Origin of the sequence: Thalassotalea sp. SU-HH00458, assembly GCF_040362795.1 — a bacterium.
GTDB lineage: Bacteria > Pseudomonadota > Gammaproteobacteria > Enterobacterales > Alteromonadaceae > Thalassotalea_H > Thalassotalea_H castellviae.
This window is the reverse complement of record NZ_BAABWW010000008.1, coordinates 108,712-130,678: the sequence shown is the minus strand read 5'-3', so window position 1 is coordinate 130,678 and position 21,967 is coordinate 108,712. Positions and strand designations below refer to the sequence as shown.

At 38.1% G+C, this 21,967-nt stretch carries 19 protein-coding genes; 10 read left to right on the top strand and 9 right to left on the bottom strand.

Features of this window, described 5'->3' with window-relative positions:
- Nucleotides 1–103: 103 nt before the first annotated feature.
- From ABXH06_RS13460 to ABXH06_RS13430, 7 genes are all read right to left on the bottom strand, one after another.
- Entirely contained in the window at nucleotides 104–2,725 is a 2,622-nt protein-coding gene (locus ABXH06_RS13460; protein ID WP_353518552.1) for a glycosyl hydrolase family 18 protein, read from the bottom strand.
- Between the two features lie 89 nt (nucleotides 2,726–2,814).
- Nucleotides 2,815–5,928: a glycosyl hydrolase family 18 protein gene (locus ABXH06_RS13455; RefSeq protein ID WP_353518597.1), complete on the bottom strand. Its 3,114-nt coding sequence runs from the start codon at nucleotides 5,926–5,928 to the stop codon at nucleotides 2,815–2,817.
- 483 nt (nucleotides 5,929–6,411) lie between these two features.
- On the bottom strand, nucleotides 6,412–6,855 hold the full coding sequence (fur, locus tag ABXH06_RS13450) for a ferric iron uptake transcriptional regulator (protein ID WP_303451699.1): 444 nt from the start codon (nucleotides 6,853–6,855) through the stop codon (nucleotides 6,412–6,414).
- Nucleotides 6,856–7,082: 227 nt separating this feature from the next.
- Entirely contained in the window at nucleotides 7,083–7,610 is a 528-nt protein-coding gene (fldA, locus tag ABXH06_RS13445) for a flavodoxin FldA (protein WP_303451701.1), read from the bottom strand.
- Nucleotides 7,611–7,633: 23 nt separating this feature from the next.
- Nucleotides 7,634–7,915: a LexA regulated protein gene (ybfE, locus tag ABXH06_RS13440; protein WP_311582666.1), complete on the bottom strand. Its 282-nt coding sequence runs from the start codon at nucleotides 7,913–7,915 to the stop codon at nucleotides 7,634–7,636.
- 2 nt (nucleotides 7,916–7,917) lie between these two features.
- A complete protein-coding gene (locus tag ABXH06_RS13435; RefSeq protein WP_311582668.1) occupies nucleotides 7,918–8,139 on the bottom strand; it encodes a DUF2788 domain-containing protein in 222 nt (73 codons plus the stop codon).
- Nucleotides 8,140–8,296: 157 nt separating this feature from the next.
- Complete coding sequence (locus tag ABXH06_RS13430; RefSeq protein WP_311582671.1) at nucleotides 8,297–9,067, bottom strand: alpha/beta fold hydrolase; 771 nt, start codon at nucleotides 9,065–9,067, stop codon at nucleotides 8,297–8,299.
- 145 nt (nucleotides 9,068–9,212) lie between these two features.
- Between ABXH06_RS13430 and seqA the strand changes: the two genes are divergently transcribed.
- From seqA to ABXH06_RS13385, 9 genes are all read left to right on the top strand, one after another.
- A complete protein-coding gene (gene seqA / locus ABXH06_RS13425) occupies nucleotides 9,213–9,782 on the top strand; it encodes a replication initiation negative regulator SeqA (protein ID WP_353518551.1) in 570 nt (189 codons plus the stop codon).
- 35 nt (nucleotides 9,783–9,817) lie between these two features.
- Nucleotides 9,818–11,464: a phosphoglucomutase (alpha-D-glucose-1,6-bisphosphate-dependent) gene (pgm, locus tag ABXH06_RS13420; protein ID WP_311582676.1), complete on the top strand. Its 1,647-nt coding sequence runs from the start codon at nucleotides 9,818–9,820 to the stop codon at nucleotides 11,462–11,464.
- Nucleotides 11,465–11,552: 88 nt separating this feature from the next.
- A complete protein-coding gene (locus ABXH06_RS13415) occupies nucleotides 11,553–12,287 on the top strand; it encodes a GGDEF domain-containing protein (protein WP_311582678.1) in 735 nt (244 codons plus the stop codon).
- Nucleotides 12,288–12,469: 182 nt separating this feature from the next.
- Nucleotides 12,470–13,543, top strand: coding sequence for a succinylglutamate desuccinylase (gene astE / locus ABXH06_RS13410; protein ID WP_353518550.1), 1,074 nt, complete (start codon nucleotides 12,470–12,472; stop codon nucleotides 13,541–13,543).
- A gap of 279 nt (nucleotides 13,544–13,822) precedes the next feature.
- On the top strand, nucleotides 13,823–15,007 hold the full coding sequence (locus tag ABXH06_RS13405) for a thiamine pyrophosphate-dependent dehydrogenase E1 component subunit alpha (RefSeq protein ID WP_353518549.1): 1,185 nt from the start codon (nucleotides 13,823–13,825) through the stop codon (nucleotides 15,005–15,007).
- Entirely contained in the window at nucleotides 15,007–15,984 is a 978-nt protein-coding gene (locus tag ABXH06_RS13400; protein WP_353518548.1) for an alpha-ketoacid dehydrogenase subunit beta, read from the top strand. Before ABXH06_RS13405 ends, ABXH06_RS13400 begins: the two co-directional genes overlap by 1 nt.
- 11 nt (nucleotides 15,985–15,995) lie before the next feature.
- The gene (locus tag ABXH06_RS13395; RefSeq protein ID WP_353518547.1) at nucleotides 15,996–17,594 is read left to right on the top strand and encodes a dihydrolipoyllysine-residue acetyltransferase; all 1,599 of its coding nucleotides are present in this window, start codon (nucleotides 15,996–15,998) and stop codon (nucleotides 17,592–17,594) included.
- A 174-nt stretch (nucleotides 17,595–17,768) separates the two neighbouring features.
- A complete protein-coding gene (locus tag ABXH06_RS13390; RefSeq protein ID WP_353518546.1) occupies nucleotides 17,769–18,416 on the top strand; it encodes a PepSY domain-containing protein in 648 nt (215 codons plus the stop codon).
- Between the two features lie 63 nt (nucleotides 18,417–18,479).
- Nucleotides 18,480–19,370 carry an alpha/beta fold hydrolase gene (locus ABXH06_RS13385; RefSeq protein ID WP_311582693.1) on the top strand — a complete coding sequence of 297 codons (891 nt, stop codon included), beginning with the start codon at nucleotides 18,480–18,482 and terminating at the stop codon, nucleotides 19,368–19,370.
- Nucleotides 19,371–19,500: 130 nt separating this feature from the next.
- Here ABXH06_RS13385 and ABXH06_RS13380 read toward each other — a convergent pair whose 3' ends face one another.
- On the bottom strand, nucleotides 19,501–19,932 hold the full coding sequence (locus ABXH06_RS13380; RefSeq protein ID WP_311582695.1) for a hypothetical protein: 432 nt from the start codon (nucleotides 19,930–19,932) through the stop codon (nucleotides 19,501–19,503).
- 136 nt (nucleotides 19,933–20,068) lie between these two features.
- On the opposite strand from ABXH06_RS13380, the gene ABXH06_RS13375 reads away from it, so the two are divergent.
- Nucleotides 20,069–20,827 carry a hypothetical protein gene (locus tag ABXH06_RS13375; protein ID WP_311582697.1) on the top strand — a complete coding sequence of 253 codons (759 nt, stop codon included), beginning with the start codon at nucleotides 20,069–20,071 and terminating at the stop codon, nucleotides 20,825–20,827.
- A gap of 85 nt (nucleotides 20,828–20,912) precedes the next feature.
- Here ABXH06_RS13375 and ABXH06_RS13370 read toward each other — a convergent pair whose 3' ends face one another.
- The gene (locus tag ABXH06_RS13370) at nucleotides 20,913–21,728 is read right to left on the bottom strand and encodes a choice-of-anchor H family protein (RefSeq protein WP_311582699.1); all 816 of its coding nucleotides are present in this window, start codon (nucleotides 21,726–21,728) and stop codon (nucleotides 20,913–20,915) included.
- Between the last annotated feature and the right edge of the window lie 239 nt (nucleotides 21,729–21,967).

Sequence of the window (21,967 nt, the reverse complement as noted above, 5' to 3'; positions counted from 1 at the left end):
AGTATTTAACGCAATCACTACAAAGAAAAATGCCGATCAACTTATGTGATCGGCATTAATTTAAATGACTGGTTTTATTTAGTATTCAATAATACTTTTAAGATTATTGTTTTACCCATACCGCACTGACACCAGGTTCTTCTCCTTGAGTCCACCACTGTGCTGTGTAGGTATCGCCATTATGGATGACTTGATCTCCACCATGATAAATAGCGTTGGGGTTCCAATCACCTGTTGAGGTGTCAGGATTAACCGCTTCCCACGGTCCACCTAAGTCTGGTTGATCACCTTGAGTCCACCATTTAGCTCGATATTCAATACCTTGATAAATCACGATATCGTCGGCGGTATACACAGCGGATGGATCCCATGTATCGCTCGGGTTTGTTACATTAGTATCATTTACCGTGAGATTAAAACTGGTGCTTGATTGTTCTGTACCATCACTCACCGAAACGGTAATTATATATGTGGTGGTAGTTGAAACTTCACCGGCTTGTAATGTGATGCTTTCACCAGATCCTGTTAATGTTATTCCTGCAGGAACCGTCCACTGATAGCTAAGTGGATCATTATCTGCATCGGAAGCCGTTACGGTAATATTAACCGATACGCCTTCATCAACCGTTAGGTCGTCAATAGGGTCAACTACGGGGGCGTTATTACTCGACGATGGCGCGATAACACGTACCACAACACTTTTACTGACCGTGTCGGTACCATCACTGACGTTAATGATTGCAGTGTAGTCGGTATCTTGACTGACATTTGGTGCGGTAATGCTTACGGTTTCAGTATTACTGCCTGAAAGTGTTAATGCACTATCAGCTGTCCAACTATAACTTAAGGGGTCATTATCGGCATCGGTTGCCGTTGCTGTAATAGATGTCGATTCACCCGAATTTACCGAGACTAAATTGGTGACAGACACGACCGGTTTTTTATTCGTCGGTGGCGTACCGTCATCTAAACCTTGGTGCATGGCATTTAAGATATCACCATTATCAGCGTCAATTTCCCAAGCAAATAATCCGCCCAAATCATGTGTTTTAACATACTGACCTTTAGCGATAACAGAACGAGGACTATCATAAGTGATTAATTTACCATTTGCACGATTCCAAACATACGCAGCCTCTGCAGCTTCGTCATAACCAATTTCAAAGCCATTGATACCAGTTTCCGCCGTGCCAATCATATTGGCTTTGATCCCTTTGTAATCTATTACACCAGCTTCCCATACACCTTCTGCAGAAGTACCGGTCAATTTACCATTACCGGGCGCGGTCATCGGATTACCAGAAATGTCAGCGTTGCTATCTAAGACACCTTCCCAGCCACGACCATACATAGCGGTGCCAACGACGATTTGTTTCGACGGAACGCCTTGCGCTAATAACAAATTTAACGCATTGTCTATGGTATACGACGGTCCTTTGCGAGGTTCGCCTTCATCATCTAAGCCAGTACCATTACATTCATCAGCTGATAAATGGGAACCACAATAAATACCTGTTTGATGACCAGTAACATTGTTCCAAGCCCCATAAAAATCATATGACATGGCAAAGATATAATCCATGTGTTGTGCCGCATTACCATAGTCAACATCTTCAATCTTGTCATAACCGACACCTATAGCGGAAGTCAGTTGATATTCACGGCCAGTATCCGATTCAAGTTCATCTAACATGGCTCTTAATTCAGCCATTAAAGCTACATAGGCGGCTCCATCCTGGGCTGGATCACCTAAGGTAGTACTTGCGCCATCGCCCCCAGGATATTCCCAATCAATATCAACCCCGTCGTAAAACTTCCAAGTCGTTAAAAAGGTTTTAACGGAAGCGACAAAAGTATCGCGATTAGCTTTGTCAGTGAAATAGAAAAAAGGGTCTGATAACGTCCAACCACCAATTGAAGGTAATATTTTCAAATCTGGATAACGTTGCTTTAAAGCCATCATCTGTGCATAAGTACCACGAATAGGATCGCTAGAATCTACACCCGGTAACGTTTTTTGAATGGCTGCCCATGGGTCATGAATGACTACTTCAAAATCGTTTGAGCCTCCACAAGCTTTCACTAAAGCATTGTGACTGCCACCATTTTCAATTTCCTTTAGTGATTCATTTGGGCCACAAATTGGAATAAAGCCGTAAAGAATATGGCTTAGGTTATGGGCTGGAATATTGGTTACGTCAAAGTCGCGACCATAAATGCCCCACTCGACAAAATATGCTCCAGTTACCAAATCTTGTTTTGTTCCATAATCGCCGTTATTAGGATCATAATCCATGGGTAACGGCGCTAAATGTCCACCATCGGTATCGGCAATAACAATTGGTTTTCCATCACTTCGGGCACAGGATGTACCTTCACATAACTCAACATATAAAGTGTGGCGACCAGACTGTTGATAAGGAAAATTAATGACGCCACTTTTAGTGCCTGTTGGTAAAGTGCCTGAGTTAACTAATTGCTGGTCAAAATACACTTTATAGTTATCGCCACCATCGCCACTCCATGCATTCCATTCGATGTTAATGTTAACTTCATCGTGTACGGTAACAATATCTTTATAGGAGCCATTTCCTTCAAGGTCCACTTCTACAAAGGAGTATTCTTGAGGTTCCCAATTTATACTTGGTGTGGATGGAGCAGCAATGGACTGCCAAGACATTACGGCAGTGCTAATCGCCATCATAGTTAATAATCGTTTATTCATGACTTCACCTTTTAGTTATTATTTGTATTGAAATTTATTTAACGCTTTGTAATGCAACCACAAACTATTTAAGTTGTGGTTGGGCATTATTAATTACAGACTTGCTGCCAATCTGCTGTGGTCCCTGGTTCAGTGTTTGTCCACCATTTCGCTTTGAAAATGGCATTATTGTGCGACATTAAGTCACCACCAGTAGCGTGACTTGGATTACCAGCCCAATCGGTTTGTGGCCAATCTGGATAAATCGGAATATCGCTAATTGCAGTGCCTTCGCACTCTCCATTCGGATCAACAGGATCGCTTGGATCCGATGGATCATTTACTTCAGCAATAGGCAAGGTTGGATATTGAGCACTGAACGCATAAACTTGACCGTCTTTTTCAATTGAAAAATTAACCGGACCTGTGATTGGCATGTAGTACATGACTTGAGCATCTATGGTTTCATTTGGAGTAAATGATTTTGCTTCTCCTCCCCACTCATTAATAAAAGTGATTGAAAAACGATGAAATTCGTTTTCAAAGCCACCAATGTTATTACCGGCCGCGTTTGAGGCATTCACTTCTACAGCCATACCAAGTTTCTCTTGTGCATCCCAGTTGGACTTAAATATTGCCGATGTTGCTACAGGTACATCAAAGCTAACTTTGGCTCCGCTTAAATCAAGTTCAGAACGGTTGGTAAAACTAAAGGTTGGGCTAATTGGGTAATTGTTATCACCGATTGGAAAGTCTTTTACGGTAAATTCAATATCGACGGCCTTACTTGGCACGACAAAGTTTGGATTGCCGGTATGGATGTCATATTGAACACCACTTTGTTGAAATTGATTATAAGCCAAGCGAGTTAACGACGAGCCCATAAAGTATTCATCTTGGTCAGCGTCATAATCAAAATCACCCGCCAACTCCCAGAACATGATGCCACCTAGACCATTATTAATGACATATTCTACTTTTGTGGTCATAGACTCTTCATCTTCGATGGAAATAAACACTTTCTTCTGTTCATTCCATAACCAAGGTGCAACGGCTATTTCGTCATAAAATCGTTGGTAAGTTCCAACTAGCTGATCTTGTGGATCATTTTGAGGATCAAGTCCATAAATATTAAGGTAACTAGGTATTACGCCATTTTGGAGGTTTTTTACATGCCATAATGGATTACTTCCTGCCGGGATTTCACGGTCATTTTCAACATCGTGCCATAAATTATCGATTCCAATCGCACCATTTCCACATTGGTTTTTATCACCACTACCGGTACCTTTTGGACATTCGTTTTGATCTGGTAACGGCGCTTGTCCCCATAAACCATTCTCTCCGCCGGATACATCTTTAAAACCTCGTGTATAATAAGGAATACCGATATTAATACGACCCGCACTCAGTGCCCCTCTAAAGTATCGCACCGCCCAGTCGGTATTTAGATAACCTATACCTTCAAATTCTGCGGTTTCATATACCCCCCAGGTTGCTAATTCAGAGTCTTTACCCGTGTCAAATAATGAAGCATTATGACCGACATGTGCATTCCAAGCACCGTGTAGATCATAAGACATGATATTTACGTAATCTAAATATTGTGCCGCTTGGAATGTTTCCATGCCACGTAATAAATAACCCGAAGAAGGGGAGGCGATAGTGAGTAAATAATGTTTCCCTGCAGATTGACCTGCAATATCTAAGGTTTCTCGAAGGGTTTTCATTAATACTTGGTATGAAGCATTTAATCCGGCACGTCTTGCATTTGAAATATCAAAATCATCCGGATGACCAGCATCATTCATAGATGATGGGTATTCGTAGTCAATGTCGACACCATCAAAACCATAGGTTTCAATAAAGTTTACGACACTGTCACTAAAATCTTGAATGCCTTGATAGTTTACACTGCCATCAGCATTGGTGGTCATGGTATAAAAACCGCCGCTGGCGACACGTCCGTTTTCTCCAAAGTAGCCGCCAGTTTCAGCCCAACCGCCAACTGAGACTAAAGTTTTAACATCTGGGTATTGTTTTTTGTATTTGTTTAGAAGATTAAAATGGCCTTTGTAAGAAAACTCAGGATCCATTTCTGCACCCACAACACCGGGCCATTCCATATTAGTCGCGGGATTATTTTCAGCCAGCGGATCGCCAATTGATACCTTGTTATTATCATCTACATGAGCAAAAGCATAATTAATATGTGTGATTTTATCCCAAGGAATATCATTAACTAAATAACTTGGTTGACCGTTAGCGCCATTACGCCAACTGGTGAAATACCCAATAATGCGACGAGGATGATCTGCCCCCATGATCTCCCGGCCATTAACGTCATAGACAGTACAATACGGAGTATTAACATTTGGTGTTTGATATAAGCCTGCAGGGCGGCATTCGTCTGGATCTTCGCTAGTGCTGGTTGCTGTAACCGTCACCGAATAGTTAACCGAATGACTTGCTCCCTCGTTATCGGTTGCCTGTAAAGTAAATGAATATGTCCCCACAGCTGTAGCTTGCCAGCTATAAGTGGCTTGAGCGGCGTTTACCGTAATAAGAGAATGTTGCGCTTGTACAAATTTTAGTTCGTTAATAGTACCGTCTTCATCTGTAGCTGTTAATGTGAATTGAATTGAATCCCCCGGCTGCAAAGGATCTGAATGTGCAGCGGTGATATTAGCTACTGGAGATTGATTACTAGGAGTGGTTGATGATGAAATGACCACGTTGGACGAAACACTTGATGATTCCACTCCTTGATTATCGGTCGCTATGGCGGAAATAACATGATCGCCAACCATTGCTTGCCACTGTGTTTCATAAGGTTCGCTAGTGTCTGTTATCAATAGTTGACCATCAATATAAAATGCAACCTGTGCGACTGATTGATCATCGGTTGCATTTGCAGAGATGACAACGCTGTCATTTTCGGTCGCAGTAAATCCAGAATTCGGAATTAAATGAGTAACTTGGGGCGCTTGATTGCTGACAGCGCTGTCACAGTCGCCCAAAAGAGACCAATCTTGCCATTGACCAGAATTCTCCACAGGGTTAGTTTGTGTCCACCAATTGGCTTCATATAGAGCATTATCGGCAACGACTTGGCTGCCACCGTTATGCGTTTGACCTGTCTGCCATGTCGCTATGCCGGTACAGTCAGCAGCCAGTAATGTAGGTGAAACTAATAGAAAGAATAACGTGCTGATAGCAGTCATTTGAGGTTTTATTTGACTTGTTTTCACTTGAACCCCCTTCGTGGGTTGTGTTGTTATTTTTAGTTGTTCAAAAATTAAACTAGCATACAAATTCCCAAGATTTCAATGATGTTTTTTTCATCAAAACTTAAAATGTAACAATTTTGTAATAATGTAAGCCTTTACATTTTTTATTTCATTAAATAGGAATACCGTGCAAAGTAGAACTGCATTATTCAATGTAAATAGCTGCCAGCTTGGAAAATACAAGCAATGAAATTGCTGTCACTTGTCGATAAGAGTTGGGTAAAAAAAGGGTATGAAAAAAAACTTATATTCTTTTTGGTTATATGTTATAACTGTTTTTGTGTTGTTGGTTGATGCTTTATAAGGGAGAGACTAAGTTTAAAAATTTTAACAAAGGCTATGAAAAACTGATTTAAGGGGCTTATAAATAGAGAAAAAAAAGCACTCTAAAGAGTGCTTTTATCAAGTGAACAAAGGTTAGTTGTTCGCTTGTCGATAAGCTTCACAAGCTTGTTCGTCTTCACACTCACCGTATAAATATAAACTATGATTGGTGAGTTTTATTTTATGGTGTTTTGCAATATCAATTTGACGTTGTTCAATAACGTCATCTTCAAATTCTACCACTTTACCGCATTTTAAACACACTAAATGGTCATGATGTTTTTTATGACTTAATTCGAATACTGATTTCCCACCTTCAAAGTGGTGACGCGAAACTATACCTGCATCATCAAATTGGTTAAGAACGCGATACACAGTCGCTAAACCAATTTCTTCGTTATGATCGAGTAAAATTTTGTAAACATCTTCAGCACTAATATGCTGGTTTTGAGGATCTTGCAAAATGGCTAAAATTTTTATTCTCGGCAGTGTAATTTTTAATCCTGCTCTTTTTAGCTCTTCATTTTGATCTGGCATGCAGTTCATTCTCAACTTTATAAATATGGATAAAATTATAGGAGGTATTGAAGTGGGTTAAAAGACTTAATTGTGAAAATTGATGTTTTTTACCAATTATTATTGATTGTTAACTGCGAAAATTCATTCTAAATATCCTTAAAATTCATAAGGATTAACGAACTTTGAATGAGAAAAAGCCCACGTTTACGCGGGCTTTTTCTATGCATCGAAACACTTGATGAGGATTAATCAGCTAATTCTGCTAAACACATTTCATCATGAATTTGATTTACCCATTTATCAACGCGTTGCTCGGTTAATTCGGGTTGTCTGTCTTCATCCACACACAGACCAATGAAAGTATTTTCATCAATTAAGGCTTTTGATGCTTCAAATTCATAACCTTCATTAGGCCAACTACCCACCATAATAGCGCCTTTTGATTCACAAATATCACGTAATGGCTCCATCGCATCACAAAAATATTCGGCATAATCTTCTTGATCACCTAAACCAAAAATAGCGACTAATTTATCAGTAAAATCAATTTCTTCAAGCTCAGGTAAAAAATCATCCCAATCACATTGGTTTTCACCATAATACCAAGTTGGGATACCTAAAATTATCAGATCAAATTCAGCGATCTCTTCTTTTGTACTTTTAGCGATATCTTTTACATCAACTAATTTCTTGCCCAATTTCTTTTGGATCATTTTACTTACAGCTTCGGTGTTGCCAGTATCACTACCGAAAAATAAACCTACAATTGCCATTGAGTTATAACCTTTTTAAATCTTTAATTTTCATCTAACGCTAGTGCTTTTACTAGCAGTGATTCAATTAACTCACTACGGTTACTGCCCGTATTTTTCGCTAATTGATCCAATTGGTTTATCAAGTTTTCATGAATTTTAAATTCAACGCGTTTCAAACCATTCGTTTTATCGCGTTTTACTTGATTTCTTTTATTAATTCTTACCTGAACACTCCGAGAGTGCGGGTTTGTTTTAGGACGCCCAGGCCTTTTATCGTCACTAAATAAATCGATTGTTGTTAAATCTGTTGCTTCTTTTGCCATTGTTAACCTACGCCTTGGCTTTCCCAGATAAACTGAATAATACCTTTTGCAATAAATCCTGCACAACCTAGGAATAATACAAAATAAACCGTATAACGGCCCATTTTAGGTACATCATTTTTTTTCATAATATCGTGAATTGATAACCCTATGAAAATAAAGATAAAAGCAAAAAATAAGTTTAGTCCAATCGTTTCAATTAGTACAAAGTGTTCTGCAAGCATATTCCACCCTAAAAATTTCACGCAGGACTATAGCATAATGCGATGACTAAACACATTATTTTTACCTGTGTTTATACTGGATCTGCAGCAGAAATAGTTAATTTAGATCATGAAAAGTTAAAATAGCTATATTTTCATAAAAATGGATGATTGTTTGTCAAGCTTCCTGTGATAGAAAGCTTTTAACCGAGTTATTAAAAGCCGCCGTTTTTTCAGCATGAAGCCAATGTCCCGTACCTTGAATAATTTTCGCTTTACTGTGAGGGAATAACTGACGGATGATGGGCCGATGTTGTTCGGTGATATAATCAGAATCGCCACCTTTAATAAATAAGGTAGGCTTTTGAAAAACATGACTCCCTTGATAGCCTTTAATAATTTGCGGATAACATTGAGCAATGAACGACAGGTTACATTTAAATGCCAACTTATCTGCCACTTTATGTAAATTCCTCAACAAAAACTGTCTTACGCCTTTATCATCAACGTATTGAGCAAGCTGTTCATCCGCTTGTTTTCTATTGGTTATTTTACTTAAATCAATCGATTGAAGACCCGTAATAATATGATCATGGTGCTGTGGATATTGAACTGGCGAAATATCAGCAACAATCAGTTTATTCACTCGTTCAGGAAAATCTAACGCTACTTGCATCGCTATTTTTCCACCCATTGAGTGACCTAATAAATGCGTTGATTCAATATTTAAATGATCTAAAGTATCGATAATGTCCAGTGCTAAAGTAGGGTATTCCATATTATTTTCATGAAATGATAAACCATGATTTCGCACATCAAGGTTAGTGACACAGAAATCTTGATTTAGCGTTTTCGCCACCATGTTAAGGTTTTCTAAACTGCCAAAAAGCCCATGTATCAAAACGAGGTTTTCACCTTCTCCTGATTGTTGATAATTAAGTAATGCCATTGAAATATTTTACCGTTTTTTAAAATTAAGCGATTGAATGGATGAAAATAATTTGGAATATTGTATTTTGCCTATAGAGACTTAGCAGCAAGCTCAGTATAATCATCTTGTATTAATTATTCTATTAACGTCCCTTAGGTTTTCAATGAAACATATAGAAATAGATGAAGAACTTTATCAATATTTAGCTTCCAAGACACAATATATCGGGGAAAGCGCTTCTTCAATTCTTCGTCGTTTATTATCTTTACCTGCTGATTTATCTGAGCAAAAAACAGCAACACCCAAAAAAATAGAATCGGTTCTTGTGCAATCATCGTCGTCTGACAATACTCCGTTGATTCATCAAAAAACGGTTGCTACTTTACCGCGTACTGCAGAGAGCGTCTTTAATTATATAAATAAAGAAGAGTTAGCCACTCAACGAGGCGTTGTCGGTCGCTTTCTACTTATTCTTTCAGCATTGCATCGTGTCCATGGTGAGCAGTTTTCTGCTGTGATCGAAATACGTGGTCGCGACAGATTATATTTTGCGCGTAGTGAGCAAGAATTAGCTGAAAGTGGCAGCAGTACTAAACCGCGTCAAATCCCTGATAGTTCATTTTGGGTCATGACCAATTCAAATACGACTCGTAAAAAAATGATGATCACTGAAGTCGCAAAAGCGCTGGGTTATCAATCAGTTGAAATTGAAAAAATACGAGATTTATTGTAAACACTTTTTAAAATCACAAAATAAAAGGAACTAATATGTCAATTCATCCGCGTGCAGGGCAAACCTCTTTACCAGAAGATAGAGAGAATATTGCTCAAATAGTGACAGATTATTATATCAAGCAACCGGATGTTTCTATTGAGGCACAGCGTGTTAGTTTTGGTACGTCTGGACATCGTGGTAATGCGAAGAAAATTAGTTTTAATGAGCAGCATATTATTGCGATTTGCCAAGCGGTGGCAGAATACCGAACAGCACAAGGATATCAAGGCCCGTTATTTTTAGGGAAAGATACCCATGCGTTATCGGAGCCAGCTTTTGCAACCGCACTTTCTGTCCTGATCGCAAATAACGTTCCTGTGGTAATTCAATCTGATGAGGGTTTTACTCCAACGCCAGTGATTTCACGCTTAATCATTGTCCATAATAAAAACCATGATGACCAAGCCGATGGTTTGATCATAACCCCATCACATAATCCTCCTTGTGATGGTGGCATAAAATATAACCCACCTCATGGTGGTCCTGCAGAAGGTGAAATTACTAAGCTCATTGAAAAGCGGGCTAACGATATTATTGCGAATGAGATGTCAGAAGCAAAACAATTCTCTAATCAGCAAGTTCTTAATTCTACGTTACTTACAAAACAAGATTTTATTGCTTTTTATGTTGATGAGTTGAGTCAAGTAATTGATATGGAGGCTATTGCTAAGGCAGGGGTTCATATTGGCGCTGATCCTTTAGGTGGCTCTGGTATTGATTATTGGTCGGTAATTGCCAACAAATACCAATTGAAATTAGACGTGGTTAATCCTGTTGTTGATGCGAGCTTTTCTTTTATGCCATTAGATAAAGATGGCAAAATTCGAATGGATTGTTCTTCTCCTTATGCTATGTCGGGGTTAATTTCATTAAAAGATAAATATGATGTGGCGGTTGCTAATGATCCAGATTTTGATCGCCACGGAATAGTGACGAAGTCGGGCGGTTTAATGAACCCTAATCATTATCTTGCCGTTTCAATTCATTATTTAATGACACATCGTCAATGGCCGAAAAGCTGTAAAATTGGTAAAACGTTAGTGTCAAGTTCGTTGATAGATCGAGTTGCTAAACTTATCGACCGACCACTTTCTGAGGTACCTGTTGGCTTTAAATGGTTTGTCGATGGGCTTCATAGTGCTGAATATGCCTTTGGTGGGGAAGAAAGTGCAGGCGCTTCCTTTATCGCAAAAGATGGCAGTTGTTGGACAACCGACAAAGACGGTTTTGTCATGGCATTATTAGCAGCGGAGATTTTAGCGGTAACGGGTAAAGACCCGTACCAATATTATCTAGAATTAGCAAAAGAGCTTGGCGAGCCGTGTTATGGACGCATTGAAGCCGTGGCATCGCCAGCACAGAAAAAAGTATTAACTTCATTGTCTGCTGACAATATTACCAGCGATACTTTGGCGGGAGAAAAAATTCTTCAAGTCCTTTCTCATGCACCAGGAAATAACGCTGCGATTGGCGGTATCAAAGTGACCACTGAAAATGGCTGGTTTGCGGCACGTCCTTCGGGAACAGAAGATATTTATAAAATTTATGCAGAAAGCTTTATTAGTCAAGCGCATTTAAACGAAATATTTACCGATGCTCAAAAATTAGTCAATAACGCTTTTTCACAAGCGGGTTTATAACGTAAATTCGATTAATGTGACAAAATAATGGCGAAATTATTTATTTGTGCAATAGTTTGTGTAGAGCAACTATCATGAAGTTAAATGAATGCCTCATAGAACATATATACATCGTCCAACCGTTAAAAAAGATTTATCGATTATTGCAGCGGTAAATCTTTTTTTGTTAATCCTCTATACTCAAGTGGACTTTTTAGCACACTTATATTTTTTCTCCCAAGAACATCAATCTTTGCCGGTAGGCACTTTGTTATTGCTTGCTTTAAGTGTCAGTGTAAGCTTTTTGATTTTCGCTTATCGCCGTATTAAAGAATTAGGTTTAGTCGCAAGTACGTTAGAAAAAATGTCGTTAGTTGACCCCTTATCTGGATTGCCTAACCGACGTGCTGGGCAAATTAGTTTAATTACGTGGTGTGAATTGGCGCAAAAAAAAGATCAATTGTTTACGGTTTATCAAGTAGATTTAGATAAATTTAAAAAAATTAATGACAGTTATGGACAAATTGTCGGTGATGCCGTGATCCAACATGTTGCTCAACGACTGAACAATGTTATCCCTTACTCTGCACAAATATTCCGTTGGCTTGATGATAATTTTTTAGTCGTAGTTCCCTCAAAAGATATCATTAGTCCCAATGAGTTCGCCTTGCAATTACAAGAGTGTGTGAATGGTAAAATCATGCCTGCTACTTTATCGCTGACTTGTAGTATTGCATACGCTGTTTGGCAAAAAACAGATTCTGTAGACCACTTATTACATAATATTGAAGATGCTTTGATCCAAGCTAAACATAAAGGTGCAGGCACTATTCAAGCGGTTTAAATTCTATTTTGTCCGGGTTCTTGTGATTACTGCAAGTGATACTAAATGGAAGTGTCGATGAAATGTTTTATCAAGTTGACAAAAACTAAGTTTTTTTCCATTACTATTTTTCGTTAAATAATACAATCATCGATAAATTTACGTACAATATAACCACGTATTTAGCATTTTAAGAAATATTTGTGGATAACATTCAGCAGCAATTACAAGAAACTGGCGACTTTTTATCTTTAACTCGTCAATACGAGTGGTCTTTACCCAATGGTTTTTCATTTACCGTTAAACATCAAAGCAGCCAAACAAAAAGCAAAGTAACCGTTTTAGATACGGGATTGATAACCTTTGAGCCTATAGAACGTTCAACAAGCAAAGATATTATTTTATCCAGTGGTGTACATGGCAATGAAACTGCCCCTATTGAAATATGTGCAAAGCTTGTTCAACAACTGATTTTAGGAAAACTCGAATTAGCAGAACGAGTGTTATTTATTTTTGGCAATCCTGCTGCGATGAATATTGCTGAGCGATTTGTCGAAGAAAATATGAACCGGTTATTCTCTGGTGGGCATTCAATTGATCAAGGTGCAGGTCCGGGGTTGATCAATAAAGAGCGCCATCGTGCATTATTGCTTGAAAATACTGTCAGTAACTTTTATCTTGAAGGCGCGAAATTATCCGCGTCAAGACAACGATTTCATTATGATCTTCACACTGCCATTCGAGGTGCGAAATACGATAAATTTGCGGTCTATCCGCATACGCATGGTAAAGCTAGAAAAACAGAACAATTACAATTTTTGAAAGCTTGCGGTGTTAATACTATCTTACTGTCAAATTCTCCGACAACCACTTTCAGTTATTATTCTGCTCATCAATTTGGCGCCGATGCCTTCACTGTAGAATTAGGAAAGGTTAAGCCATTCGGTGAAAATGATATGAGTGAATTTGCTCAAGTGAAAAGCACGTTAGAAAAGTTTATCAGTGGCCAACCTCTGCATTATTCGGCATACGATGAAAACGACTTTAATATCTTTGTCATTTCTCAAATTATTAACCGAACAGCAGATAATTTTCGTTTGAACTTTAGTGACGATGTTGAAAATTTCACCGATTTCCCAATTGATTATGTACTCGCACAAGATGGCGATAATGAAATAAAAGTAAAAAAACAGGGTGAGGCAATCATTTTTCCTAATGCGCAAGTTGCTATCGGACAGCGAGCATTATTAACGGTTGTGCCGACAACTTTGGCTTGATTTTACTCGATTGTGTAAACAAAAGTAGTCAATTTTTAGTGGGCAATTTTGTAATAAAATTACAAGGCTTGCCTTTCAGTTGACGTAAAGGTAAAGTGCGTGCGTTGTTACAACAACGTACTAAACTTATGGGCAAAGACCCAGACAATAATATTACCAAAACACAGAATTAATAATTCTACTTGGTATCAATGCTTGGCAAGTAAAGTGATCCTATACTTGATTCAAGATGGTTATTCGTTCCCCCTTGCTCGCAAGGCTGATAATAAAGAGAATGCTATGAACGCTGAAGTTTATAAAGAAAGCCCGGTTGTCCATCAACCTGCTTTTATTGATGGTCACTCTGTAGAAATCCCTATCCTCAAAATTTTGCAACAAGACGGTAATGTTTATCAAGGTGCAGAATTACCAAAAATTGACCAAGCATTAGCAACCAGAATATACAAAGCATTGGCTTTTCATCGTGTCTTAGACGAAAGAATGGTGGGTGCTCAGCGTCAAGGTCGTATTAGTTTTTATATGGCGGCATTAGGCGAAGAAGCCGCAAGTGTTGGTGGTGCTGCAGGACTTGAAGATCAAGACATGATCATGGCGCAATACCGCGAACAAGGTGCTCTAATGTACCGCGGTTTCTCACTTGAAGACTTTATGAATCAAATGTTTTCTAATGAGAAAGACTTAGGTAAAGGTCGTCAAATGCCGATTCATTATGGTAGTAACGCGTTAAATTATATGACGATATCTTCTCCGTTAGGCACACAAATCCCGCAAGCAGCTGGATATGCTTACGGACAAAAACTGCAAGGTAAAGAAGCGGTCACTATGTGTTATTTCGGTGAAGGTGCTGCATCTGAAGGAGACTTTCATGCTGGTCTTAATATGGCTGCAGTTCATCAAGCGCCAGTGATTTTTTTCTGTCGCAATAATGGATATGCTATTTCTACGCCGGCAGATGAGCAATTTGTTGGTAATGGTATTGCCTCGCGTGGTGTTGGCTATGGCATTAAAACTATTCGCATTGACGGCAACGATATTCTAGCGGTTTTAAAAGCAACACAACTTGCGCGTGAATATGCTTTAGCAGAGAACAAACCTGTCATTATTGAAGCGATGTCTTATCGCCTTGGTGCACATTCTACCTCAGACGATCCTTCTGGCTATCGTACACGTGAGGAAGAAGCAAAATGGCAAGCACACGATCCTATCTTAAGAATGAAAAATTGGATGCTAGCGAATAAATGGTGGGATGAAGAACAAGAAACTGCTTTATTTGAAAGCTTGCGTGAAGAGGTTTTAGCGGCAGTAAAAGTGGCTGAAAAAATCGATAAACCGCCAGTAGAAGACTTAGTTACTGATATTTATGATCAAGTTCCTGAGCACCTTAACAAGCAATTAAATGAATTAAAACAACATATTAAAAAGTATCCAGAGTCATACCCGTTTACTGCAGGGAGAATTAAGTAATGGCGCAAATGAATTTATTACAAGCGATTAATAATGCATTAGATATTGCCATGGCAGAAAACGACAGCGCTTTATGTTTTGGTGAAGATGTTGGTCACTTTGGTGGTGTTTTTCGTGCAACCAGTGGTTTACAAGAAAAGTACGGTAAATCTCGCTGTTTTAATACTCCATTAGTTGAGCAAGGTATTATCGGTTTTGCCAACGGCTTAGCAGCCCAAGGTAGTACACCGATTGCCGAGATCCAATTTGCTGATTATATTTTTCCTGCCTTCGATCAAATTGTTAATGAAGCGGCAAAATTTCGCTACCGTAGTGGTAATGAGTTTGATGTGGGTAAGTTAACGATTCGTTCACCCTATGGAGGAGGGATCGCAGGTGGTTTATATCATAGCCAATCTCCCGAAGCATATTTTGCCCATACACCAGGCTTAAAAATTGTCGTACCACGTAATCCGTATCAGGCGAAAGGCTTGTTACTTGCTTCAATTCGTGATGATAACCCCGTGATATTTTTTGAACCTAAGCGTTTGTATCGTGCATCAACCGGCGAAGTTCCAGAAGAAGATTATCAATTACCACTTGGTAAAGCTGAAGTTGTTAAGCAAGGGAGTGATATCACTTTACTTGCTTGGGGTGCACAAATGGAAATTATTGAAAAAGCTGCAGAAATGGCGGAGAACGACGGTATTTCTTGTGAAATCATTGATTTACGTTCGATTCTCCCTTGGGATGTAGACACGATCGCCGCCTCGGTAATGAAAACTGGTCGTTTAGTCATTTCGCAAGAAGCGCCATTAACAGCAGGGTTTGCCAGTGAAATAGCCGCCACCATACAAAGCGAGTGTTTTTTACATCTTGAATCACCGATAGCACGAGTTTGCGGAATGGACACGCCTTATCCATTAGCATTAGAGAAAGAGTATGTTAGCGATCATTTAAAAACATACGAAGCCATTAAAAATAGCGTAAATTACTAGGATTATTAAACATGAGCATTGATTTTATATTGCCAGATATTGGTGAAGGTATCGTTGAATGTGAACTGGTTGAATGGCTAGTAAGTGAAGGGGATACCATCGCTGAAGATCAACCTGTTGCTGATGTCATGACAGATAAAGCTTTAGTACAAATTCCTGCGATGCACTCTGGGGTGGTCGATAAATTATTTTACCAAAAAGGTGAAATTGCTAAGGTTCATCAACCGTTGTTTTCAATGACGCCAAGTGACGAAACTCCATCAGCGGCTAACGATACTATCGCACCAGCAAATGAATCAACAACAGAGCAAAGTGTTGCTGAGACAAGGCAACAAAACTCGTCTGGGGTCATTGTTGAAGACTTTATCTTACCTGACATTGGTGAGGGTATTGTTGAATGTGAGGTGGTTGATTGGCTTGTTAAAGAAGGTGATATTCTTGAAGAAGATCAACCTGTTGCTGATGTAATGACCGATAAAGCATTAGTGCAAATCCCTGCCATGTATGCCGGAAAAGTGGTGAAGTTACATTATGCCAAAGGTGACATTGCTAAAGTACATCAACCATTATTTGCAATAGAAAGAGCGGGTTCAACATCAACAGCCGATACGTCTACTGAGATGAAAACTCAGCAAGCGAGCGCGTCAAAATCAACAAATACCTCCGTTGAAAAACAAGTTGAGCCTAAACTACAAACTGCTAAAGTCATCAATGAAAAAGCGGTAGCAAGTCCAGCTGTTCGTCGTGTAGCTCGTGAACTTAACGTTAATATTCACCAAGTGCCAGGCAGCGGTAAAAAAGGGCGTGTTTACAAAGAAGATGTTGTTGCGTTTAACAGTAATGACGAACTAGTAAGTCAAGCGACTACCTCTGATGTTGTAACAACTCACCAAGCGAGCGCAGGCGGTAAACGTACAGAGCCGATTCGTGGCGTAAAAGCAGCGATGGCAAAAGCGATGGTGAATTCAGTATCGACGATACCTCATTTTACCTATTGTGAAGAGATCGATATGACGAATTTAATTAAATTGCGTGGCGAACTAAAAGAAGTGTATGCCAAACAAGATATTAAATTAACCATGATGCCATTTTTCATGAAAGCGATGTCATTAGCATTAAAGCAATTCCCAGTGGTTAACTCACAGCCGAACGAAGATTGTACTGAATTAACTTACTTTGATGATCACAATATCGGTATGGCGGTTGACTCTAAAGTGGGTTTATTAGTACCGAATGTTAAACAGGTACAAAATAAAACTATTATCGATTTAGCGAAAGATATCATGCAGTTAACTGATGCTGCACGCTCTGGTCGTGTTGCAAGCGAGTTCTTGAAAGGTGGTACTATCACTATTTCAAATATCGGAGCAATCGGTGGTACTGTGGCAACGCCAATTATTAACAAACCTGAATCTGCTATTGTGGCGTTAGGTAAGCTGCAAAAATTACCGCGTTTTAATGAAAAAGGTGAAGTAGAAGCGCGTTCTATTATGCAAGTAAGTTGGTCTGGTGATCACCGTATTATTGATGGTGGAACGATCGCTCGTTTTTGTAACTTATGGAAATCATTCTTAGAAGAGCCAAGTAATATGTTAGTGCATATGGCTTAATTTACGATAAATAAATTTAAAAACCTGCTTTTTAGCAGGTTTTTTTATCTCTCAATTTTAACCTTCCATGGAAGTAAGCCGAGTTCAGGTTAAATATAATATGTGGTTAAAAGATATAAATGTTATTTAATCAATATGTTAAAATCATGGAACACTCATTATCAGGGACGTTCAGTGAAAAAATTACATCAATACTTAGGCTTTTTTATGCTGTTACCTTTTATTGCTTGGGCGATAACAGGTGTGTTTTTTTTCTTTAAGCCTGGTTATAAAACAGCTTATCAACCTTTAGTTATCAAAACTTATCCGTTAGTACAGAGTGACTTATTTGCTAGAACAATAACGGATACAAGTTTCTCTGAGACGGACTTTTTGGAAAGAAAAAAAGATTGGCTTGAAATTAGGCAGCTTAAGACTATTTTAGGCGATCATGTTTTAGTCAAAACAGAGCAAGGTTGGCAACATATTTCACCTACGTCATTTGAAATTATTGCTCCCCCCGATAAACAAGCAATTTATCAGTTAGTTAATGATGCCATTAAAAGCAATAAAGCGAGATATGGTGAAATTAAGTCAATTGATAACTTTTTAATTACAACTAGTACAGATGTTAGAATAAACCTTAATTGGCAAGGCATGACCCTGCGCCAACAAGGCGTAGATACCGATTTTATTAATACCATTTATAATATTCATTATTTACGTTGGACAGGCATTAAAGCGCTTGATCAAGTGTTGGGTGTGGTAGGACTATTTCTTGTGGTTTTACTCGCGGGTTTAGGCGTTATGATGACTTTCACACGTAAAAAATCACTTAACTAAAGTTGTGGTCAGACCTCTTGTTGTGTAAAGTAGTTTTACTTGTTAATTAATCAGCTGGTTCTTATGCAACAAGAATCTTTATACATTAATGATGGCGAGCACCAATTACACCTTCGTCATATCGTCAAAAAACCACATGGCATTCCTGTGCTTATGCTTCATGGCACCATGGAGAATGGAAAAATCTTTTATACTGAGTCAGGTCGAGGACTCGGTTGTTATCTTGCTGAACATGGTTTTGATGTTTATGTGGCAGATTTTCGGGGAAAAGGATTAAGTAAACCACCCATAGCAGAGGATGCAGAGCACGGTCAATGGGAAATGATCAATCACGATATTCCTCTTTTTATCGATTTCATTAAAGCGCGTACTAAGCAACCGATGCATATTGTCTGTCATTCATGGGGCGGTGTTTTACTAAAAGCATTTTTAGCCAGAAATCCTGATCGTGTTGAGGATATAGCTCGTTTAGTTTTTTTTGGTACAAAAAGAGTGATTCATCAAACGCACTTTAAAAAGAAATTGAAAATTGATTGGTTCTGGCGATGGCTAGCGCCAAAATTAGCCAAGCACAAAAGATACATTGATCTAGTTAAGCTTAAAGCGGGTTCAGATAACGAAACTTTTCTTTTTTTACAACAAAGTATTCCTTGGTTAAATGAATCGATATGGCAAGATAGTCATGATAATTTTAATTATCATGACGCTAATAAAGAGGTTAATTGGCCTGCATCATGGCATTTAACCGGAATAAACGATTCTTTATTAGGACATCCTGAAGATGTGAAACATTTTATTGCTGAATCAAACCCACAAGCTAAATTCTCGGTGCTATCTGTTAAAGCGGGTAACTTAGTTGATTATGATCACATTAATATATTAACGCATAAATTAGCGGTGAAAGATCATTTTCCTAAGGTATTATCTTGGCTCAACAAGTTTAAAAATGAATAAAAAGTTAAGGTTAAGCACCTTAGGTAATTCGTTTTGAAACTTTACCAATACGCTATGTTATTTATTTAAACTAAAAGAGCCACAATGTATGGCTCTTTTTATTTATTCTTTTCGTCCTATCAATAACCTTTTAACTGAGCCATGCATGCTTTTCTGCTTTATTGGCTAATACAATTAACGTAATAGCTATAATCAACACCATAATCGGCATTATTACGCTTGCTGTACCGTAAACGGCCATTGAATCTATCACAAAGAACGAATGATAGTTTTGTACTATTACGCCAACTACAGAAGCGATAAGTAATATTTTTGCCATTTTCTTTTTTAGCACTAATAATAAACTACCGAGCGTTCCTGCTAATACTGCGATAGCAAAAGCGGCGGTCGCCCACATAGGTAAATCATTATATAAAGCTTGTTCTTGGCTTGGTAATTCACTGATCATTTCAGGCGTCATCATGATATGACTAACAAACGCCATTAAGCCAAGTAAATTCCAAACAAAAGCAAGTATTGCGGTAACCTTGAACCATTTAGGAATTGCTATTTTTTCTGTCATTTTTATTTCCTCATTTTTATAGTTTTTATTATTGATGAACCTGTTGAGTGTAGTAAATAAAAAGCAATATTGGAATTGTCTCTTCATTTATATTACATTCGCAATCCAAGATGATTTACTGAAATTACAAGGTATTATGCAAAATATATTAATAATAATGATACTGTTATTCATTGCTTCATGCAGTTCTAAAACACAAGTGCATCTTTATACGAATCATTTACCTCAAAATAAAGTTAACGAAGTAGTAAGTGCTATAGATAAAAGTTCATTTAACGTGATATTAAATCGCTTACCTTATCCGAATGATATTAATGACAATGCCATTGTTTATTCTCCTAGCCTCAACAGTAGAGACCGTTTAAATGCTTTAATGGCCGTGTTATCAAAGCTAGGATTTAATATTTCTACTGCCAGTTTAATATCTGCCAATAACCATTCCTTTACTGAAAATAATTTAGGGTTATATTTATTTCCTGAAGGATACGTTCAGCCTGAGGCAAATAGTATTAATAATACGTATCAAATCCCTTTAGTGAACGAATATGGCGCAACAGATTGTCAAGATGCGACAACTTTATACTTAAAAGAACCGGATGAATTTATAATTGAAATTAATAAATGGGATGATAAAAAAGAAGATTACCTTCAGTCGTACATTGAAGGAAAATGGCGGTTGTTAAACGATGATTTTTTGCATTTAACTCACCCGTCATGGGATAAATCATTAGTCTTCAAAAAGAGTCATTATAAACGCAATGAAATTAACGGCATAAGTAAAGGAGTGCAATTTATCCCTCTTGAGTTAGGGGTAAGTGATAAGGTGTTTACAAACATTTATTCAAATGAAGCAAAGGCTATACATTGTACATATAGCATCAGTTTAGCCTTGTAATGTGTTTAGTTCGTTCAAGGGATAAAGCCATTTTACTCGGTTTATCCCTGAGTGCTTGCTGATAATTATCTTACGTTAAACGACGTTAAGCTTTTTGAATGTGACTTTTAAACACGACTATAAATAAAAGTAACAACAGGGCCATCAAAGAAGTAGAGCCGCCATGGCCATGACTTTCACTGTGATATTCAACATAATCTGGATCGTAATCACTGCTTTCTAGTGGTAATGCATATAACGCATTGGTATTATCTGAGCTATACGAGGCAACAATATCGCTATAACCTACTTCATATAAATCAATTAATACATCATAATTATCTGAAATATAACCTTGGTTTAAGGTGGTATACACTTCGTATTGATCATTTTCACTTTCACCGTAAATCGAAAAGATATCGGTGGTATAATAATGAATCCAATCGCCACCATTTTTACTTAAATACAGCTCAGCGTAAACATTTGCCTGATCAATATGATAAGTATCAATCACATCGGCATCAAACGTGACACTAAAGGTTTGATAAAAACCATCTTCATCATAATCTTCAATTAATTGGCTAAAACCATCGTAAATATTAAAGCTTCGATACCAGTTATTACTTGAAACCGCGCTATCTTGCGCCGTCGATGCTGCGTTATTGTTCGCTAACATCGCAGGTTTTGTTTGTTTAAACACTTGCTGTTTTTTTAGGCTTAAGATTTGATCGCGTGTTTTACCCTGTAGGCTGTTACTTAACGTGTTTTCAACGGTTTTTAATTGTTTGATGGCTTGGTGTTGTTGCCAATTTTGCTTAAGGCTTCCGACAGATATTGTCTGGTTGTTAGCTATCGACTCATTTGCCATAGTTAATGCTGAAAATAAGGTCAATAGTGCTACTAGGTTTAATGACTTGAACATAATAATATCCTTGAAAATGTATTCGTTAAGCGCATTTAACCTTAGTTAATCTGAATGTTAGCTGAACAACTAAATTGCATGAATAAAAATTAATAATAAAAAACTAGCGCTAATTGTTCACTGATACGAATCATAGACAAGGTGTTCAGCATTGATTCAGTTTACCTCTTTAAAATATCAACGGGTCAGTAAGGATAATTTTATGGAATTGGTGGTGGTTTACTTTTACACTGAGCCTA